At 72.1% G+C, this 15,816-nt stretch carries 20 protein-coding genes; 6 read left to right on the plus strand and 14 right to left on the minus strand.

Annotated elements, in window-relative coordinates; translation table 11 throughout:
* Positions 1-3: 3 nt before the first annotated feature.
* The 6 genes from ABZX10_RS11325 to ABZX10_RS11350 form a co-directional block, all read right to left on the minus strand.
* Positions 4-750, minus strand: coding sequence for an ABC transporter ATP-binding protein (locus ABZX10_RS11325; protein WP_355538915.1), 747 nt, complete (start codon positions 748-750; stop codon positions 4-6).
* Positions 747-1,547 carry an ABC transporter permease gene (locus ABZX10_RS11330; protein ID WP_355539313.1) on the minus strand — a complete coding sequence of 267 codons (801 nt, stop codon included), beginning with the start codon at positions 1,545-1,547 and terminating at the stop codon, positions 747-749. Before ABZX10_RS11330 ends, ABZX10_RS11325 begins: the two co-directional genes overlap by 4 nt.
* Positions 1,548-1,597: 50 nt before the next feature.
* Positions 1,598-2,941, minus strand: coding sequence for an ABC transporter substrate-binding protein (locus ABZX10_RS11335; protein WP_355538918.1), 1,344 nt, complete (start codon positions 2,939-2,941; stop codon positions 1,598-1,600).
* 19 nt (positions 2,942-2,960) lie between these two features.
* Positions 2,961-3,188: a ferredoxin family protein gene (locus tag ABZX10_RS11340; RefSeq protein ID WP_068520690.1), complete on the minus strand. Its 228-nt coding sequence runs from the start codon at positions 3,186-3,188 to the stop codon at positions 2,961-2,963.
* Positions 3,189-3,215: 27 nt separating this feature from the next.
* Entirely contained in the window at positions 3,216-3,941 is a 726-nt protein-coding gene (locus ABZX10_RS11345; protein WP_355538922.1) for a GntR family transcriptional regulator, read from the minus strand.
* A 90-nt stretch (positions 3,942-4,031) separates the two neighbouring features.
* The gene (locus tag ABZX10_RS11350; protein ID WP_355538925.1) at positions 4,032-4,154 is read right to left on the minus strand and encodes a hypothetical protein; all 123 of its coding nucleotides are present in this window, start codon (positions 4,152-4,154) and stop codon (positions 4,032-4,034) included.
* A gap of 77 nt (positions 4,155-4,231) precedes the next feature.
* Between ABZX10_RS11350 and ABZX10_RS11355 the strand changes: the two genes are divergently transcribed.
* Positions 4,232-4,519 (plus strand): type II toxin-antitoxin system Phd/YefM family antitoxin, encoded by a 288-nt coding sequence (locus tag ABZX10_RS11355; protein ID WP_355538928.1) that lies wholly within the window; start codon positions 4,232-4,234, stop codon positions 4,517-4,519.
* 19 nt (positions 4,520-4,538) lie between these two features.
* Here the strand turns inward: ABZX10_RS11355 and ABZX10_RS11360 are convergent, their stop codons facing one another.
* Genes ABZX10_RS11360 through ABZX10_RS11375 form a run of 4 tightly spaced genes read right to left on the minus strand, consistent with a single transcriptional unit; the run spans position 4,539 to position 6,797 of the window.
* Positions 4,539-5,423 (minus strand): bifunctional helix-turn-helix transcriptional regulator/GNAT family N-acetyltransferase, encoded by an 885-nt coding sequence (locus ABZX10_RS11360; protein ID WP_355538931.1) that lies wholly within the window; start codon positions 5,421-5,423, stop codon positions 4,539-4,541.
* A gap of 41 nt (positions 5,424-5,464) precedes the next feature.
* Positions 5,465-6,298, minus strand: a complete 834-nt coding sequence (locus ABZX10_RS11365; RefSeq protein WP_355538934.1) for a class I SAM-dependent methyltransferase — start codon at positions 6,296-6,298, stop codon at positions 5,465-5,467.
* Positions 6,295-6,618, minus strand: coding sequence for a VOC family protein (locus ABZX10_RS11370; RefSeq protein WP_355538937.1), 324 nt, complete (start codon positions 6,616-6,618; stop codon positions 6,295-6,297). The genes ABZX10_RS11365 and ABZX10_RS11370 overlap by 4 nt, the downstream gene beginning before the upstream one ends.
* A 2-nt stretch (positions 6,619-6,620) precedes the next feature.
* Entirely contained in the window at positions 6,621-6,797 is a 177-nt protein-coding gene (locus ABZX10_RS11375) for a CopG family transcriptional regulator (RefSeq protein WP_355538940.1), read from the minus strand.
* 93 nt (positions 6,798-6,890) lie between these two features.
* On the opposite strand from ABZX10_RS11375, the gene ABZX10_RS11380 reads away from it, so the two are divergent.
* The 3 genes from ABZX10_RS11380 to ABZX10_RS11390 all read left to right on the plus strand — a co-directional run bounded on the left by ABZX10_RS11380 (position 6,891) and on the right by ABZX10_RS11390 (position 10,253).
* The gene (locus ABZX10_RS11380; RefSeq protein WP_355538943.1) at positions 6,891-8,420 is read left to right on the plus strand and encodes an AMP-binding protein; all 1,530 of its coding nucleotides are present in this window, start codon (positions 6,891-6,893) and stop codon (positions 8,418-8,420) included.
* Between the two features lie 58 nt (positions 8,421-8,478).
* Complete coding sequence (locus ABZX10_RS11385) at positions 8,479-8,922, plus strand: cupin domain-containing protein (RefSeq protein WP_355538946.1); 444 nt, start codon at positions 8,479-8,481, stop codon at positions 8,920-8,922.
* A 98-nt stretch (positions 8,923-9,020) separates the two neighbouring features.
* Complete coding sequence (locus tag ABZX10_RS11390; protein ID WP_355538949.1) at positions 9,021-10,253, plus strand: acyl-CoA dehydrogenase family protein; 1,233 nt, start codon at positions 9,021-9,023, stop codon at positions 10,251-10,253.
* A 73-nt stretch (positions 10,254-10,326) separates the two neighbouring features.
* Here the strand turns inward: ABZX10_RS11390 and ABZX10_RS11395 are convergent, their stop codons facing one another.
* Positions 10,327-10,890 carry a LysM peptidoglycan-binding domain-containing protein gene (locus tag ABZX10_RS11395; RefSeq protein WP_355538952.1) on the minus strand — a complete coding sequence of 188 codons (564 nt, stop codon included), beginning with the start codon at positions 10,888-10,890 and terminating at the stop codon, positions 10,327-10,329.
* 130 nt (positions 10,891-11,020) lie between these two features.
* On the opposite strand from ABZX10_RS11395, the gene trxA reads away from it, so the two are divergent.
* The gene (trxA, locus tag ABZX10_RS11400; protein WP_355539316.1) at positions 11,021-11,398 is read left to right on the plus strand and encodes a thioredoxin; all 378 of its coding nucleotides are present in this window, start codon (positions 11,021-11,023) and stop codon (positions 11,396-11,398) included.
* On the opposite strand, the gene ABZX10_RS11405 is transcribed toward trxA, so the two are convergent.
* The 3 genes from ABZX10_RS11405 to ABZX10_RS11415 are packed head-to-tail and all read right to left on the minus strand — an operon-like array spanning position 11,358 to position 14,172.
* Positions 11,358-12,437, minus strand: a complete 1,080-nt coding sequence (locus ABZX10_RS11405) for a lycopene cyclase family protein (protein WP_355538955.1) — start codon at positions 12,435-12,437, stop codon at positions 11,358-11,360. The genes trxA and ABZX10_RS11405 overlap by 41 nt on opposite strands.
* Positions 12,434-13,060, minus strand: coding sequence for a response regulator transcription factor (locus ABZX10_RS11410; protein ID WP_355538958.1), 627 nt, complete (start codon positions 13,058-13,060; stop codon positions 12,434-12,436). The genes ABZX10_RS11405 and ABZX10_RS11410 overlap by 4 nt, the downstream gene beginning before the upstream one ends.
* Positions 13,057-14,172, minus strand: a complete 1,116-nt coding sequence (locus ABZX10_RS11415) for a hypothetical protein (protein WP_355538961.1) — start codon at positions 14,170-14,172, stop codon at positions 13,057-13,059. Before ABZX10_RS11415 ends, ABZX10_RS11410 begins: the two co-directional genes overlap by 4 nt.
* Before the next feature lie 108 nt (positions 14,173-14,280).
* On the opposite strand from ABZX10_RS11415, the gene ABZX10_RS11420 reads away from it, so the two are divergent.
* On the plus strand, positions 14,281-15,801 hold the full coding sequence (locus tag ABZX10_RS11420) for a glycosyltransferase family 39 protein (protein ID WP_355538964.1): 1,521 nt from the start codon (positions 14,281-14,283) through the stop codon (positions 15,799-15,801).
* Positions 15,802-15,816 lie beyond the last annotated feature (15 nt).

Here is a 15,816-nt window from a genome sequence, read left to right on the forward strand (position 1 = left end):
TGTTCAGCGTTCGGTGAGGGCGTCGACGACGCCCGCGCGCAGGGCGGAGGCCGACGGTGCGCGGCGCACGTCGAAGGCCGCGCGGACGGGCTCGCCCCGGCGGCCCATGACGACGATCCGGTCGCCGAGCAGGATCGCCTCGTCCACGTCGTGGGTCACGAAGACGACGGTCGCCGGATGCGCGTCGAGGGTGCGGAGCAACAGTTGCTGCATGTCGCCGCGCGTCTGTGCGTCGAGGGCGCCGAAGGGTTCGTCCATGAGCACGGCGCGGGGCGCGCCGGCGAGGCCGCGGGCGAGCTGGACCCGCTGCCGCATGCCGCCGGACAGTTCGCGGGGCAGGTGTCGGGCGTAGTCGGACAGGCCCACCTCGGCGAGCCACCGCTGCGCGTCCTCGGCCCGACGGTGCCGGGGCACGCCCCGCAGCGTCAGCGCGAGCCGGACGTTCCTCTCGACGGTGCGCCAGGGCAGGAGGGCGTCCTCCTGGAAGACCATGGCGCGGTCGCGATCCGGGCCGGTGACGGGCGCACCGTCGGCCTGCACGGCGCCGGCGTCGACGCGAAGCAGGCCCGCGAGCGCGCGCAGCACGGTGGACTTGCCGCAGCCGGACGGCCCCGTCAGGACGAGGCGCTCGCCGGGCTCGACGCTGAGGTCCAGGCCCGCGACGGCGGGCGTTCCGCGGTAGGCGATGTCGACCCCGCGCAGGCGCAGGCGCAGACCCGTGCGCGTCGCGGGCGCCACCACGGCGCTCATCGCTCGCCCCGGGGGAGCCAGCGGGTCACGCGCCGCCCGGCGAGCTCGACGATCGCGGAGGTGAGGAAGCCCAACACCCCGATGGTGAGCATCCCGACGAAGACCGCGGGGTAGTCGACCAGGGTGTACGCCTGCCACGTGCGGTAGCCCACGCCCAGTCGCCCGGAGATCATCTCGGCGGAGACGAGGCAGATCCACGCGACGCCCACCCCCACGGACAGCCCGGAGAAGACGCCGGGCAGCGACCCGGGAAGCACGACCCGCCACAGCACGGCGAGGTCGCCGCCGCCCTGCGTGCGTACCGATTCCTCCCAGACCACGGGCAGGGCGCGGACGGCGTGCCGCACACTCACCGCGATCGGGAAGAAGGCCGCGGTCGCGGTGATCGCCACCATGCCCGCCTCGGATGACGGGAGAAGCAGGATCATCACCGGGACCAGCGCGATCGCGGGGATCGGTCGGACGAGCTCGATCAGCGTGCCGAAGGTCAGCTCGGCGGCGCGGGATCGGCCGAGCGCGACGCCCGCCGCGATGCCGAGGACAGCGGCGACGGCGAAGCCGGTGCCGATCCTGACCAGCGACTGGGCGAGGTCCAGCCAGTAGTCGCCGGTACGGATCGACTGCGCGAACCGCTCGGCGACGGCGCTCGCCGAGGGGAGCGTGTCGAACCGGATCCAGCTGAGCGCAACACGGTTCGTGGTCAGCAGCTGCCAGACGCCGATCGCGGCGGCGACGACAGCGATCCGGATCGGCCACGCGGGGAGCGTGACCCGCCGGCCCCGGGCGCCGGGAGCCACGGCCCGCGGGAGCGACGAGGTGGATGTCGAGGGGAGCGAGTCGAGGGCGGTCACCGTCGGGCCTCCTCGAGGAGGGTGCGGTAGTCGACGGGGATCGCGCCGGGGTGCTCCACACGGTAGCGGTCGCGGGCGTCGGGGCCTGCGAAGGGCACCAGCGTCGCGCCGTCGCGCAACCACAGCGATCGGTCCGCGTACCAGCGGGTGCCGGTGAGCACGTCGGAGACGTAGGCGGCCTTGACCTTCCGGCCCGTGCCGGCGAGTGTGCGGATCAGCGCCGTGGCGTCGGGGAAGGTCTCGGTGGTAGTGGCACCGTCGAACCAGATCTCGGAGGTCGGCGACGGTGGCGGGGTGTTCGCGTCGTAGTGGAACCCGCCATGCGCGGCCTGCGCGTCGGCCAGCGGCTTCGGGTCGACGAACCGGTCGATGTCGAGGGTCGCGCCGAACTGCCCGATGGATCGCAGGTAGGGGACATCGCTCTTGAGTGCGCCGATCAACGGGGCGGTGAGCGACGGGTTCGGGTCGGTGCCACCCGGGCCGTTGTACTGGTACACGACCTCCGCGGGCAGCCCGCTGGCCTTCGCGACCTCCTGCGCCGCGTCGAGTGGGTGCTCGCGCTGGAAGTCCGTCGCGTCCAGCTGCGCCTCGAGGAAGGCGCGGATGACGGCTGGGTTCGAGGCCGCGTACTTCGTGTTCGCGACGACGCCGTGCAGGGTCGGCGTCCCGAGTTCTCCGCCGTCGTAGAGCAGCCGTGCCTTTCCCTGCTGAACGAGCAGGCCGGGCCAGGCCACGAACTGCGCCAGCGCGTCGATCTGACCCGACTCCAGGGCACTCGCGCCCACCTGGGGCTGCTGGTTGATCACGGTGTAGTCGTGCCCCGCGACGCCCGCGCGGCTGAGCGCGGTCACCACCGTGCCGTGGCCGGCGGACCCGACCGAGGCTGAGATCCGCTTTCCGCGCAGGTCGGTCAGGTGCTGCAACGGCGACCCCGGCGCGACGACCACCGAATTGAGCGAGCCGCGGGCGCTCGACCCGGTGACGGACAGCATCGATGTCTCGGTGTCGGGGTTCGCCTGCGCGCGGGAGCCGTTGATCAGCAACGGGTAGTCGCCCATCGAGCCGATCTGGATCTTGCCCGCGAGCATCCCACTCGTGATCGGGGCGCCGGTGTCGAAGTCCTGCCAGTCGACGTGGAACTTCCCGACGGCGGCGAGGCGCTTCTCGAGGAAGCCCTTGGCGCGCAGCAGGGTTCCGGCGGTCACGGTGTTGATCGTCTTGGACTGGTAGCCGACCACGAGGGTCTGAGTGGAATCGTCGGCGGCGGGGGCGAGGGAGCACGCGCTCGCGGTGAGCACGGCGACGACGCCGACGAGGGCGGGGAGGGCTGATCTGGTCATGGCTGAGGTCTTTCTCCGGCTAGCGCAGCAGGTAGGGCATGTTGACGGTGACGGCGCCGGTGGGGCAGCGGGCGGCGCAGGGGCCGCAGTACCAGCACTCGTCGACGTACATGTGGGCGCGATTGGTGCTCGGATCGAGGGCGAGCGAGTCGAGGGGGCAGGCCTCGATGCAGATGTTGCAGCCCTCGATGCAGAGGGAGGCGTCGATGGTGACGGGGACGTCGACGCGCTGTTCGACCTGAGCCATGGGGTGCCTTCTTCCGTGTCGGGAGGGTCAGTCGCGGCGGAGGGTGCCGCGCAGGGTGATCCGGTCGGATCGCATGCGGATGTATTCGAGATCCACGGGGCGTCCGGTATCGAGCCCCGTGAGACGCTCGTACAGCAGGAGCGGGGAGCCGGTCGCGATCTCCAGGTTCGCGGCGGTGTGCGGGTCGGCTGCCGCGGCGCTGAGGCTGAAGTCGCTGGTGCCCAACCGGTGCCCGGATACGGCCTCGATGAGGGGGAAGACGTCCTCGTTCTCCAGGTCCTGTTCCAGCAGCAGGTCGCCGATGTCCGAGACCAGGTAGGTGAGATCCAGGCTCACCGGCTCGTCGTTGAGGTAGCGCAGCCGCTCGAGGTAGACGGCCTCCTCGCCGGCGGGGAGGCCCAGCTTCTCGGCGACGATCGGCGGCGGTACCAGCCGGGTGGCCGTACGGACCCGGTTGCGGACCTCACCGTGGAGCGCGAGGGTCTCGCGGAGGCCGCGCAGGCTGTCGAGCCCGTGGTCGACGGTGCGGGCGATCACCTCGGTGCCGACCCGTGGACCCCGCCGGATCCAGCCCTCGGCTCGGAGCACGGACAGTGCCTCGCGGACGGTGCCCCGGGAGACGGAGAACTGCTCGCCGAGGTCGTCCTCGCCGGGCAGCGTCCCGCGGTAGGTGCCGTCGTGGATCGCCTGGCGCAGGACGTCGGCGACGATGCGCGCGTAGTCGGCGCGGATCGGGCGGTCGGTGGCTGGCATGCGGCAACGATAGGAACCGTCGGGGCCGTGTCCGGTGCGCCGTGGACCGGGTGCCCGGGACGATCACCGGAGACGCGGCGATTGCGCCGGTCAGTGCGCGGTTGCGAGGCCTCCGACCTTGGGTTTCTCCGCCACCGCGCGGTATTGCGCCACCCGCGGGTCCGCGTCGCGGATTTGAATCTCGCTGATCGACTCGTTCTCGGCGGTCCCCACGGCCACGAGACTATCGAGCTTTTGGTACATAACGGTAGGTATGGCCAAACCGCACCAATTGAACCTAGAATGAGTTCATGACCACGACTGCCGATCATCCGGAGGTTCCCATCGCCGAGTTGCGTTCCTCGCTCGGTGACACGGTGGCGCGAACGGCATACACGAACGAGCGGGTGATCATCACGCGACACGGCAAGCCGGCCGCAGCGCTGATCAGTGCGGACGATCTCGCGTACTTCGAGCGTTTGGAGGATGCGGCGGACGCGGCGCTGCTTCGCGAGGCGATTCGGGCCGACGACGGCTATCGCATCAGCGGCGACACGCTCCTGGCCGCCCTCGATGCTGAGGACGCGGAATCGGAGTGAGCGGCACCGCCGGGGTCGTTCAGAGATCCTTCGCGAACCAGTGCTGCGCATACGGATTCTCGTTGTACCGCTCCACCTCCCGGTAGCCCAGCGCCCGGTACAGGGCGATCGCTTCGGTGAGCTCACCGTTCGTGTCCAGCCGCAGAGTCCGCACGTCGGCGGCCGTCGCGCGGCCCTCCAGCTCGGCCATGATCCGCCGCCCCAGCCCGAGCCCGCGAGCCGTCGGCGCCACCCATACTCGCTTGACCTCAGCGAACCCGCCGCCGGAGAACGTGAGTGCGCCGCAGCCCACCGTCTCCTCGCGCAGGCGCGCCACCAGCAGCAGACCCGCAGGTGGGGTGATCGACGGGTCGGCGACGGCGCCGCCGATGTCCGGGTCGAACCCGTCGGGAAAACGCTCTCCGAGTTCGGCGTAGTACTCCCGCGCCGCGAACACCGCCGCGGGGGTGTCGGGCCGGGCCTCGTCGACCCGCACGAGGGAGGCGAGAAGTAGCCGTTCCACCTGCGCCATCGCCGCGACGAGCCGCTCGCGTTGCCCGTCGGAGAGCGGATCCAGCAGCGCCTGCGCGGCGTCCTCGGACCGGGCCTCCAGCTCGTCGTACTCGGCCGCGCCTGCGTCAGTGACCCGCGCGGTCCGGAGGCGACCGTCACCGTCGGCGGTCCCGACGGTGACCAGACCGTCCGACTCGAGCGCGCGCAGGAGGCGGCTGAGGTAGCCCGAGTCGAGATCGAGGCGCGAACGCAGGTCCCGGACGTCGACGCCGTCGGGGGAGCGCCCGATCTCCCACAGCAGTCGTGCTTGCCCGAGGGGCCGGTCCCGCGCGAGGTACCGATCCTGCAGGACCCCGAGCCGCTGTGTGACCGCCCGATTGAACCGCCGGACCGCGCCCACCTGCTCGCTCATATCTCTGACCTTAGTCAGATAATGTCGCCCGCTGCAACGTGTCAGACGGTGGCGACCAACATCTCCTCGCCGTGTGCGGGCGCGAGCCCGTCGTCGCGGCCGGCGAAGTAGCGGGCGGTCGCGTCGTCCGTCGAGATGACGCGGACCTGTGCGAACCCGGCCTCCCGGGCGAGGCGGGCGGCGTCGTCGGCGGTGTAGAAGGAGATGAAGGGCGTGCCGTTGCGAGCTGCGCCGGCCATGCTGATCTCCCGCGCTCGTCGGTCCGCGCCGGACAACTGCTCGGTCGGAGGTTGGTAGGTCATGGCGAGGACGGTGCCGGGCGCGAGCCCCGCGACCGTCGCCAGCGTGGCAGCCGTGGCCTCGCGCGTGAGGTACATCGACACCCCGAGCGAGGAGACCACGGCCTGGCGGGCGGTATCGAACCCGAGGTCGCGCAGGCGCGCCGGCCAATCGCCGTCCGACTCGAAATCGACGGGGACGAACCGCTGCCGGTCCGTGTGCAGCCCGAGCTCGGCGAGCCGCTCCCGCTTCCACTGCTGCGGCCCCGGTTCGTCGACCTCGAACACCGTGACAGCGGCGTCCGGGTGGCGTTGGGCGAAGCTGTCGAGACCGGAGCCGAGCAGGACGTACTGCCCGATCCCGCTGTCCCGCACCAGGTCCTCGACGATCCGCGAACGGGTCGCGACCCAGGCTCGCATACCGTGGGTGAACGCCGGGTCCATGTCGCCGCGGTCGCGCCAGTCCGCCGAGGGGGCGAGCAGGTCCAGACCGATGGTGTCCTCGAGCACGGGGCTCGGGTCCAGTTCGGTGTGCAGGGCGCGCCACAGCGCGGTGCGTGCGGCGGTGTCCTCGGGGGCGACGGTGTTCGCATTCACGGTGCGCTCGGTGCCTGCAGGACCCAGGTGCGGCCGTCGGGGTCGCAGAGGGTGGCCTCGCGGGCGCCGTAGTGGGTGTCGGTGAAGTCCGCGGGGAACGCGGCCTCGTCGTGGACGCGGACGACGGGGCTGATGGCCGTCGGTTCCGACGCCGGGACCTCCGCCACGAAGATCGACGGCCCCGACGGCGCCGTGAGCTGCCCGGAGTTGTGGTCGGTCTCGAAGTCGACGGTGAATCCCAGGTCGATCAGGAACTTCGCCGTGGCGCCCCAGTTGTGGGTGGTGATGTAGAAGGCGTCGACGCCCTGCGTGGTGGACATGCTCACTCCTCGGTGACGGGACCGGTTGCCGGATCGGGGGCATGGGCAGCGAGGTACTCCGACAGTGCGACCGCAGCGAGCGCCGACAGCGACTGCTCGGTCTCCAACGCGTGCAACTTGATCCGCTTGATCAGCGCGGCCGGCAGGTACACGTTGAACTGCTTCACCTCGTCACCCATGGCTAGCATGCTAGCAAGCTAGCCGGTTGTTCGCCAGCCTCGGATTCCGTCGACTCGCCGCGGGACGTGTGCGACGGCAATAGCCTTGGCCGCATGTTCGTGAACCTGGGTGTCCGTGACTTTCTGGACCGCGCCGAGATCGTCTATCCCGATCGCATCGGCATGGTCGACGAGCCGGACCAGCCGGCACCGTCGTGGGGGGCGACGACCTACGCCGAGATGGCGGCGTTGGCCCGCGGCCAGGCCGCACGGCTCGATGAGCTGGGCGTGCCCGTCGGCGGGCGCGTCGCGATCGTCTCGCAGAACGCTGCGCGCCTGCTGACCTCGTTCTTCGGCGTCTCCGGCTGGGGCCGGATCCTGGTGCCGGTGAACTTCCGGCTCGCGTCGGCGGAGGTGGAGTACATCGTCGAGGATTCGGGTGCCGAGGTGCTGATCCTCGACCCCGAGGTCGAGCACCTCGCCGAGACCGTGACCGCGAAGCACGTCTTCGTGCTCGGCCGCGACGACGAGAAGATCTTCGGGGCGGCGGGCGCACCGTCGGACCCGCGGCCGTGGGACGGCGACGAGACCGCGACCGCCACCATCAACTACACCTCCGGCACCACGGCCCGGCCCAAGGGCGTGCAGCTCACCCACCGCAACCTGTGGCTCAACGCCACCGTCTTCGGGCTGCACGTCGCCCTCACCGACAACGACGTCCTGCTGCACACGCTGCCGATGTTCCACGCCAACGGCTGGGGAATGCCCTTCGCCGCCACGGGGATCGGGATCAAGCACGTGGTCCTCCGCAAGGTCGACGGTGCCGAGATCCTCCGCCGCGTCCGTGACCACGGGGTCACGATCATGTGTGCCGCGCCGGCCGTGGTCACCGCGGCACTCGACGCCGCCGCCGAGTGGGACGGCCCGATCCCGGGCAGCGGCACCGTCCGCGTCATCTGCGCCGGCGCGCCGCCGCCCACGCGCGTCATCCACCGCGTGCGGTTCGAGCTGGGCTGGGAGTTCATCCAGATCTACGGCCTCACCGAGACCTCGCCGCTGTTGACGGTGAACCGCGAGCGCGCGGAATGGGCCGCCGACGATCCGATGGAGGTGGCTCGCAAACTCGGCCGTGCGGGGACCCCGGCGCTCGGCGTGCACCTGGAGATCGACGAGGACGGCGAGATCCTCGCCCGCACCAACCACGCACTCACGGCGTACTGGAACAAGCCCGTCGAGACCGCGGCGGCGCTCGAGGGCGACTGGTTCCACACCGGCGACCGGGGGACCTTCGAGGGCGGCTACCTGACGATCGCCGACCGGAAGAAGGACGTGATCATCTCCGGCGGCGAGAACGTCACATCGATCGAGGTCGAGGACGCGCTGGCCCTGCACCCGGCGGTCCGCGAGGTGGCTGTGATCGGCATCCCCGACGAGAAGTGGGGCGAGCTGGTGACCGCGATCGTCGTGGCGGACGGGGTCACCGCGGAGGAGCTGATCGCCCACACCCGCGAGCACCTCGCCGGCTACAAGTGCCCCAAGCGGATCGACTTCGTCGACGCGCTGCCCCGCACCGCGACCGGGAAGATCCAGAAGTTCGTGCTGCGCGCGCCGTTCTGGGAAGGACGCGGGCGCGGAGTGAACTAGGGCCACCGGAACCGCGAGATATATGATGTGTGATCCAGGTCTCGTGGAAGGAGTGGCAATGGAGTTCATGCCCGACAACACCGTGGTCCAGCGAGGGAGCACTGAGCATTCGACCGGCGACATCGAGGTGACGATGATCGATGTGGATCCCGACACCGCCCGGCCCGTGGTGGGAGCGGTCCGGTTCGCCCCGCGGGCCCGCACGGCCTGGCACCGGCACGTCGCCGGCGGTCAGACCCTCTACTGCACCGACGGCGAGGCCCTCGTGGGCACGCGCGGGGCGGCCGCGCTTCTGCGTCCCGGCGACGTGGTGCACGCCCCGGCCGGCGAGTGGCATTGGCATGGTGCGGGCGCCGCGAGCCGCGGCTGTTTCGTCACCCTCACCGAGCGGGAGGTCGATCCTGAAGCGCCGTACGTCATCTGGGGCGACCCCGTCACGGATGACGAGTACGACGAGGCTCTGCGTGTGGCGAGGCCTGCGCCCGTCGCACCGGCCCGCTGACCGCCGGCAGGAGTGATTTAGGGGGGTTACGACACCGTCGGGCGCGCGGGGTGCGACGATGGCTCCAAATGTAGAACGCGTTCTATAGGAGGATGCCCGTGTTCGAGTGGTCCGAGGAAGACCTGATGGTGCGCGACGCGCTGCGTGCGTTCATCGACAAGGAGGTCCGCCCGCACGTCGACGAGTTGGAGACGGGCGCCCTGCCGCCCTACGACATCACCCGGAAGATGCTGCAGAGCTTCGGTATCGACCAGGTGAACCGGGAGAACCTCGAGGCGGAACTCGCCGCCGAGGAGGCGGGGGAGAAGCCCAAGGCCGGTGGGGGCGGAGGCTCCAGCACCTTGTCTTCGTCGATGTTCCTCATCCTCAACGTCGAGATGGCGGGCGTCAGCCTCGGCCTCATCGGCTCGATGGGTGTGTCGATGGGCCTGACGGTGTCCACCATCAAGTCCCGCGGCACCCTCGCGCAGAAGAAGCGCTGGCTGCCCGAGCTGGTCACGATGGAGAAGGTCGGAGCGTGGGCGATCACCGAGCCCGACAGCGGCTCGGACGCCCTCGGCGGCATGAAGACGACGGTGCGCCGCGACGGCTCCGGCGGCTACATCCTCAAGGGGCAGAAGACCTTCATCACCAACGGCCCGCACGCCGACACGATCGTGGTCTTCGCCAAGCTCGACGAGGGCGACGGTACGCCGATCCGCGACCGCAAGGTGCTCACGTTCGTGCTGGACACGGGCATGGAGGGGCTGACGCAGGGCAAGGCGTTCAAGAAGATGGGCATGATGAGCTCGCCCACCGGCGAGCTGTTCTTCGACGACGTCCACCTCAGTGCGGATCGCCTGCTGGGCGAGACGGAGGAGACGCCCGGCGGCGGTGGCGCCTCGGCGAAGGCCGGCTTCACCGCCGAGCGCATCGGCATCGCCGCGCTCGCGCTCGGCATCATCAACGAGGCGCAGCGCCTGTCGATCGACTACGCGCGCTCGCGCACCCTGTGGGGCCAGGAGATCGGGAAGTTCCAGCTCATCCAGCTCAAGCTCGCCGAGATGGAGGTGGCCCGGATCAACGTCCAGAACATGCTGTTCACCGCGATCGAGGCCTCGCGGGCCGGCAAGCCGCCGACGCTGGCCCAGGCCTCGGCGATGAAGCTGTACAGCTCGCGCGCCGCGACCGAGGTCGCGATGGAGGCGGTGCAGCTCTTCGGCGGCAACGGCTACATGGCCGAGTACCGGGTGGAGCAGCTCGCGCGCGACGCAAAGTCGCTCATGATCTACGCGGGCAGCAACGAGATCCAGGTGACGCACGTGGCGAAGGGGCTGCTGCGCGGGGAGTAGTCCCCCCAATGACGCCGCCGGCCGGCCCTCGCGAGGAGGGCCGGCCGGCGGTGTGATGCCCGTCGGAGGCAGATCAGGGGATGGTGATGACCTGGCCGACGTTGATGAGATCGGGGTTCTCGATGTTGTTGAGCTGAGCGATCTCGGTGTAGCGGTTGCCGTCGCCCAGGTACTGCTCGGCGATGGCCCACAGGGTGTCGCCCGAGGCGACGGTGTGGGTGCGCGGCGCGGGAGCGGCCGGCGCCTCGGCGGCGACGGGCTCGGGCTCCGGAGCGGCCTGACGGGCCGGCGCAGGCTGGTCCGTGGTGGTGTTGGAGGCCCACTTGTGGTCCTCGCCCGCGTACACGACCAGGTTGCGGTCGTCCTGCAGGACGATGCGGTCGGCGCCGGTGCCCTCGGTCTGGGTGGACCAGACACCCTCGCCCGCACCGTTGTAGAGCACGAAGTTGCCGTCGGTCTGGAAGTTGGCGCGCTCGACGCCCTTGCCGTCGGTGCCGCTGGCCCACACCACGGTGCCGGTGCCCTCGGTCAGCACGAGGTTGCCATCGCCCTGCAGGGTCAGCGTGTAGCCGCCGTTGGCGGAGTCCAGGGTCTCCCCGAGGCCGAGCTGGTTACCTGCGCGAAGCACGTCGGTCATGTGTATCCCCTTCAAGCTGTACTGGTGTGTACATGCGGCGCGCGGGTGCGCGCCCGACTAGAGGATAGCGAGCCCATCCGACATTTCGGCGATTGGGAATCATGGAGTCGGAAAATTCGTTGTGCTGAGCATGGCGACCATTGAATTGACCTCGGACAAGTTCGATCAGACCGTGACCGGCAACGATATCGTGCTGGTCGACTTCTGGGCATCCTGGTGCGGTCCGTGCCGCGCCTTCGCCCCCACCTTTGAGAAGGCATCGGAAGCCCATGCCGATGTGGTTTTCGCGAAGGTCGACACCGAGGCCGAGCAGGGCCTCGCCGCCGCCGCGAACATCCGCTCCATCCCCACCCTGATGGTGTTCAAGAAGGGCAACCTGGTCTACAACGAGGCCGGCGCGCTGCCGCCCGCCGCCCTCGAGGACCTGATCTCGCAGGCCCGCGCCCTCGACATCGAGCAGGCGGACTTCACCGGCGCCGGCGAGACGGCTGAGAAGCCGGCGGAGTAACCGCCCGGGCCAGGCGCCGGCGCAGCCCCCACGGCGCCGCCACGAACGCCGCAGCCATCGCTGCGGCGTTCGTCGTCGCCGGGGTGCGGGCAGACAGGAACGCCCGCACGTGCCGGTCCGGGAGGCTGAAGAACACGTCGAAGAAGTCCCGCTGCTCGTCCGGCGACATCCCGAGCAGCGCCCGTAGCGCAGCGGCCCGCATCCGGTGCGCGAGCACAGCGTCGGTGCTCACCGGATTGCGTCCCGCGCGCACCGCGGCCACCGCATCGTCGGCGAAGGCCAGCGACGACGCCACCGAGTAGCCCGTCGCCGGGTGCAGGGTCGTGCCTCGCACGCCGACCCCGCACCACCCGGCGCCCCGCCGGGGACCGGACGAGAGCAGCGGGAAGTCCACGCGCTCGTGCAGCTCACCCGCCGCGACGCCGCGCGCCGCCAGCCGGGCTCGCAGCCGCGCCTCGAGCGCGTCGACGGTGAGCGCCGGTGCCCCCGCGAGGCAGGTCTCCTCCAGCAGGAGGGCGTCCTCGGACACACGCACGGCGTACAGGAACGAGGCCGGCGCACCGTCGGGTACGCCGGGCGCGACCCGCCAGTCCATCCAGAGTTCCTCCTGCGCCCCGAGGGGGACCAGCACCCCGGCGGCGGTCTGTCGGGGAACGTTCGGGGATCCCGACGGTGCCGGCCCCCGCGCGTCGATCACGAACGCCGCGCCGTGGCCGTCGCGAGTCGTGCGCTCGGCGCGCACGTCCACCCCGTCGAGCGGCAGCGCGTCCTGCAGACGGTCGACGTCGAGGACGGCGTACTCGCGCCGCAGGTCGAACCGACCCCGGGCGATGACCTGCGGAGACGACCGCGCCGCGACGACGGAACCGGGCAACCAGCCGGGCAGCTCGTCCGCCCACAGCCCGAAGGTGCGCCGCCACCGCGCGTCCGGCGCGGGGTCGAAGGCGCGCACCGTCAGGCCCGCTGCCGCAGCCCGGTGCGCGACGGCCCGCCCGGCCGGACCGAGGCCCAGCACCACGAGATCAGGGGCGGCGCTCACAGGCCCGCCCCGATGAGGGCGAGCTGGGTCCGATTGGCGCAGTCCAGGCGCGTCATCAGGGCGGAGACGTAGCCCTTCACCGTCGACTCCGCCAGGAACAACCGCGCCGCGATCTCCGCGTTCGAGGCGCCCGTCGCGAGCTCGCGCAGCACGTCGCGGTCCCGCGCGCCCAGCGCGTCGATGCGCGGATCACGGCGCGGCCGGTCGCCGGCGAGGCACACGAGACGGGCCAAGGCGTCGGGGGAGAGCAGCGAGCCGCCCGCCGCCGCGGTGCGGACGGCCGACGCCAGCAGCGCCGGCTCGGCGGTCTTCACGACGAAGCCGGCGGCACCCGCGGCCAGCCCGTCGACCAGCACCGCGTCGGTGTCGAGCGTGGTGATGAGCACGACGGCGACCGGCGGGTCGAGGTCCCGGAGCGCGCGGGTCGTGACGATGCCGTCGACGCCGGGCATCCGGACGTCGAGGAGCGCGACCTGCGGCGCGTGCGTGATCCCCGCCTCGACCGCCGCGGCGCCGTCGGCCGCCGTCGCGACCACGTCGAGGTCCGGTTCCGCGGACAGCACCGACCGCAGGTACTCCCGGACGATCGGGTCGTCGTCGGCCACCAGCACGCGCACCGTCATCGGGCGGCCGCCGGGAACTCGGTGGTCGCGGGGAACTCGGCGTGCAGGGTCCAGCCGCCGTCGGGTGAGCGGCCGTGCCGGAGCGTGCCCCCGACCAGCGCGGCGCGGGCGTCGAGTCCGCGCAGGCCCGTGCCGCTGCCGGTCGCGGCGAGCGCGGGATCGGCCGCCGACGAGGGGGTGTGCATCCGGAGGCCGTGCGCGGTGACCTCCACGTCGACCGGCGCTCCGGCGGCGTGCTTGCGGGCGTTCGCCAGCCCTTCCTCGAGCACCCGGGTCAGGCAGTCGGCGGCGGCGCGGGGGAGCGGCGCCCCGAGTGAGCCGGTCAGGTCGACGTGCTGGCCCGCGCTCCGGGCTCGGTGCACGGCGTCGGCGACCGCACCGTCGATGTCGGCGGCCGCGACGAGCCCGCCCGTGGCGAGCGGCGCCGGTGGCGCGTCGTCGGTCCGCAACCCGATCACCACGCGCCGCAGGTCGGCGAGCGCGGCCTGCGCATCGGCCTCGATGCCGGGCTGTCCCGCGGACCGGGCCGCGAGCACGATCCGGGTCAGGCGCGCGGTGGCGAGGTCGTGCAGCTGCGCGGCGAGCGCGAGGCGTTCGTCGGCCCGGGCCTGCCGATCCGCGAGCGCCCGGCGCTCCCGTGCCGCGGTCCGCAGCCGGATCCCGAGGCCCACCGTCGAGCCGCCGAGCACCGGCGCGAGCGAGCCCAGCGCGCCCCACACCGACTGCGAGGACGCGGCGACGGCCACCGCGAACACGGCGAACGGGGCGAACGCGAGCACCGCGTCGCGCCGGTCCCGGGCGGTCTGCGCGGCCGCGGAGGAGACGAGCGAGGCGGCCACCGCGATCCACACCGCCGCGCCCGACTCCGCCGCCTCGGCCCACGGTCCCAGCACCAGGAAGCACCCGGCCGCCGCGACGACCGGCGTCGCGAGGACGGGACGCACCAGTGCCACCGCGATGGTCGCCACGAGCATCGCCAGGGCGCCCGACGCCAGGTCCGCGCCCCGCATCCCGGGGAACAGGACCGCCACGAACGCGACCGTGCCGGCCGCCGACACCGCGAGCAACGCCGCCTGGACGGCGCGCACGCGGCGGGCGGGTACGAAGGTCATGCAGCCATCGTAGGGAGCGGCCCGACGGTGCCAACACCTCCTTTCGTCGGTCGACGGGCCGCCGAACGGCGCTACCGGCGACGCCGCGCGCCCGGCACCGTCGAGGGCATGACATCCCAGGTCGCCGCACTCGCCACCGGCCCGCGCGCCGAGGCGGGGCGCGCACTCCCACCCCTCGCGCGGCTTCCGCTCGCCGCCGTCGGCGCCGCCGTGCTAACGGTCATGCTGCTCGGCAGCCGGAACTACGGGTACTTCTTCGACGAGGCCTACTTCGTGGTCGCCGGGCGCGACCACCCGGCCGCCGGCTACTTCGACCAGCCGCCGCTGGTGCCGCTCCTGGCCGCCGGACTCGACCGCCTCGCGCACGGGAGCCTCGTCGTGCTGCGCCTCCCGGCGACCCTCGCGGTCGTCGGGATCACGCTGCTCGCGGGACTGATCGCCCGGGAACTCGGCGGCCGTCGGTGGGCGCAGGTCCTCGCCGCGGCGGCCGTGGCGATGTCGCTGGTCAGCTCCGTGGGGCACTGGCTCGCGACCTACTCGATCGACCCGCTGTGGTGGACGGCCATCGTCTACCTGCTGGTCCGCTGGGTGCGCACCCGCGACGACCGGCTGTTGCTCGCAGCGGGCGCCGTCACCGCACTGGCGCTGCTCACCAAGTTCCTGGTCCCGGCGCTGTGGGTCGCGGTCGCGGTCGGCGCGCTCGCCTGCGGGCCCCGGCGGATGCTCACCGGACCCGCGCTGTGGCGCGGGGCCGCCCTGGCCGCCGCCGCGATCCTTCCGACCCTGTGGTGGCAGTCCGGCCACGACTGGGCGTACACCCGGATGGGCGCCGTGGTCCGGGCCGAATGGCCCGGCGGCACGGGCTTCGCGCTGGTCGGGCTGTTCGGGGCCGGCCTGCTCATCGGGCTGCCGCTCCTGCTGGTCGGCGTGGTCGCGCTGCTGCGCTCGCCCGCCCTGCGCCCGTACCGGTTCCTCGGCGTCGCGCTCGTGCTCGTCGCGGCCGCGATCGTGATCACCCACGGCCGCGCGTACTACCTGGCCTCCGTCTACGCGCTGCCGATGGCGGCGGGCGCGGTCGCCGTGGAGTCGTGGGCCGGCTGTCGCCGTCGCGGCGTGCGGAAGGCATGGCGGATCGTCGCGGTCCTGGCGCTCCTCGGCTCGGCCGCGAGCTGGATCGCGGCCGCGCCGGTGTGGCCGCCGGCGATGGCCGAACGCATCGGCACGCCGCCGTTCCGCGCTCCTGCGACGATGCTCATCGACGGTGACACCATGCTCAAGGGGCTGTCGGACACCGTCGTCGCGGCGTACCGGAGCCTGTCGCCCGCCGACCGCGACGGCCTGGTCATCGTCGCGGAGAGCTACCCCTTCGCCGCCGCGGTCGACTTCTACGGGCGCGACCAGGGCCTGCCGCGCGCCTACAGCGGTCACCGCGCCTACTACTACTTCGGCCGGCCGCCGGACGACGCTCGGTCCGTCCTCTGGATCGGCGACCCGTCGCCCGTGCTCGACGGGGCGTTCCGGCACCGTCGGGCGGTACCCGCGCCGGGCGAGGGCGACCCGGTGGTCCGGCTGTACACCGACCGGACAGTGGCGTGGCCCGTGCTGTGGCAGCGGCTCCGCTCGCAGTGACGCTCTCCGCCGCGG

The organism is Tsukamurella sp. NPDC003166 (genome assembly GCF_040611135.1).
In the GTDB taxonomy this organism is placed as follows: domain Bacteria; phylum Actinomycetota; class Actinomycetes; order Mycobacteriales; family Mycobacteriaceae; genus Tsukamurella.

What these genes read in the sequence shown, in the direction of transcription:
- ABZX10_RS11360 (WP_355538931.1), bottom strand. Translation starts at nt 5,423, where the DNA reads ATGAGCGAGCAGGTGGGCGCGGTCCGGCGGTTCAATCGGGCGGTCACA.
- ABZX10_RS11325 (WP_355538915.1), bottom strand. Translation starts at nt 750, where the DNA reads ATGAGCGCCGTGGTGGCGCCCGCGACGCGCACGGGTCTGCGCCTGCGC.
- ABZX10_RS11355 (WP_355538928.1), top strand. Translation starts at nt 4,232, where the DNA reads ATGACCACGACTGCCGATCATCCGGAGGTTCCCATCGCCGAGTTGCGT.
- ABZX10_RS11410 (WP_355538958.1), bottom strand. Translation starts at nt 13,060, where the DNA reads ATGACGGTGCGCGTGCTGGTGGCCGACGACGACCCGATCGTCCGGGAG.
- ABZX10_RS11380 (WP_355538943.1), top strand. Translation starts at nt 6,891, where the DNA reads ATGTTCGTGAACCTGGGTGTCCGTGACTTTCTGGACCGCGCCGAGATC.
- trxA (WP_355539316.1), top strand. Translation starts at nt 11,021, where the DNA reads ATGGCGACCATTGAATTGACCTCGGACAAGTTCGATCAGACCGTGACC.
- ABZX10_RS11340 (WP_068520690.1), bottom strand. Translation starts at nt 3,188, where the DNA reads ATGGCTCAGGTCGAACAGCGCGTCGACGTCCCCGTCACCATCGACGCC.
- ABZX10_RS11415 (WP_355538961.1), bottom strand. Translation starts at nt 14,172, where the DNA reads ATGACCTTCGTACCCGCCCGCCGCGTGCGCGCCGTCCAGGCGGCGTTG.
- ABZX10_RS11345 (WP_355538922.1), bottom strand. Translation starts at nt 3,941, where the DNA reads ATGCCAGCCACCGACCGCCCGATCCGCGCCGACTACGCGCGCATCGTC.
- ABZX10_RS11375 (WP_355538940.1), bottom strand. Translation starts at nt 6,797, where the DNA reads ATGGGTGACGAGGTGAAGCAGTTCAACGTGTACCTGCCGGCCGCGCTG.
- ABZX10_RS11395 (WP_355538952.1), bottom strand. Translation starts at nt 10,890, where the DNA reads ATGACCGACGTGCTTCGCGCAGGTAACCAGCTCGGCCTCGGGGAGACC.
- ABZX10_RS11335 (WP_355538918.1), bottom strand. Translation starts at nt 2,941, where the DNA reads ATGACCAGATCAGCCCTCCCCGCCCTCGTCGGCGTCGTCGCCGTGCTC.
- ABZX10_RS11370 (WP_355538937.1), bottom strand. Translation starts at nt 6,618, where the DNA reads ATGTCCACCACGCAGGGCGTCGACGCCTTCTACATCACCACCCACAAC.
- ABZX10_RS11420 (WP_355538964.1), top strand. Translation starts at nt 14,281, where the DNA reads ATGACATCCCAGGTCGCCGCACTCGCCACCGGCCCGCGCGCCGAGGCG.
- ABZX10_RS11385 (WP_355538946.1), top strand. Translation starts at nt 8,479, where the DNA reads ATGGAGTTCATGCCCGACAACACCGTGGTCCAGCGAGGGAGCACTGAG.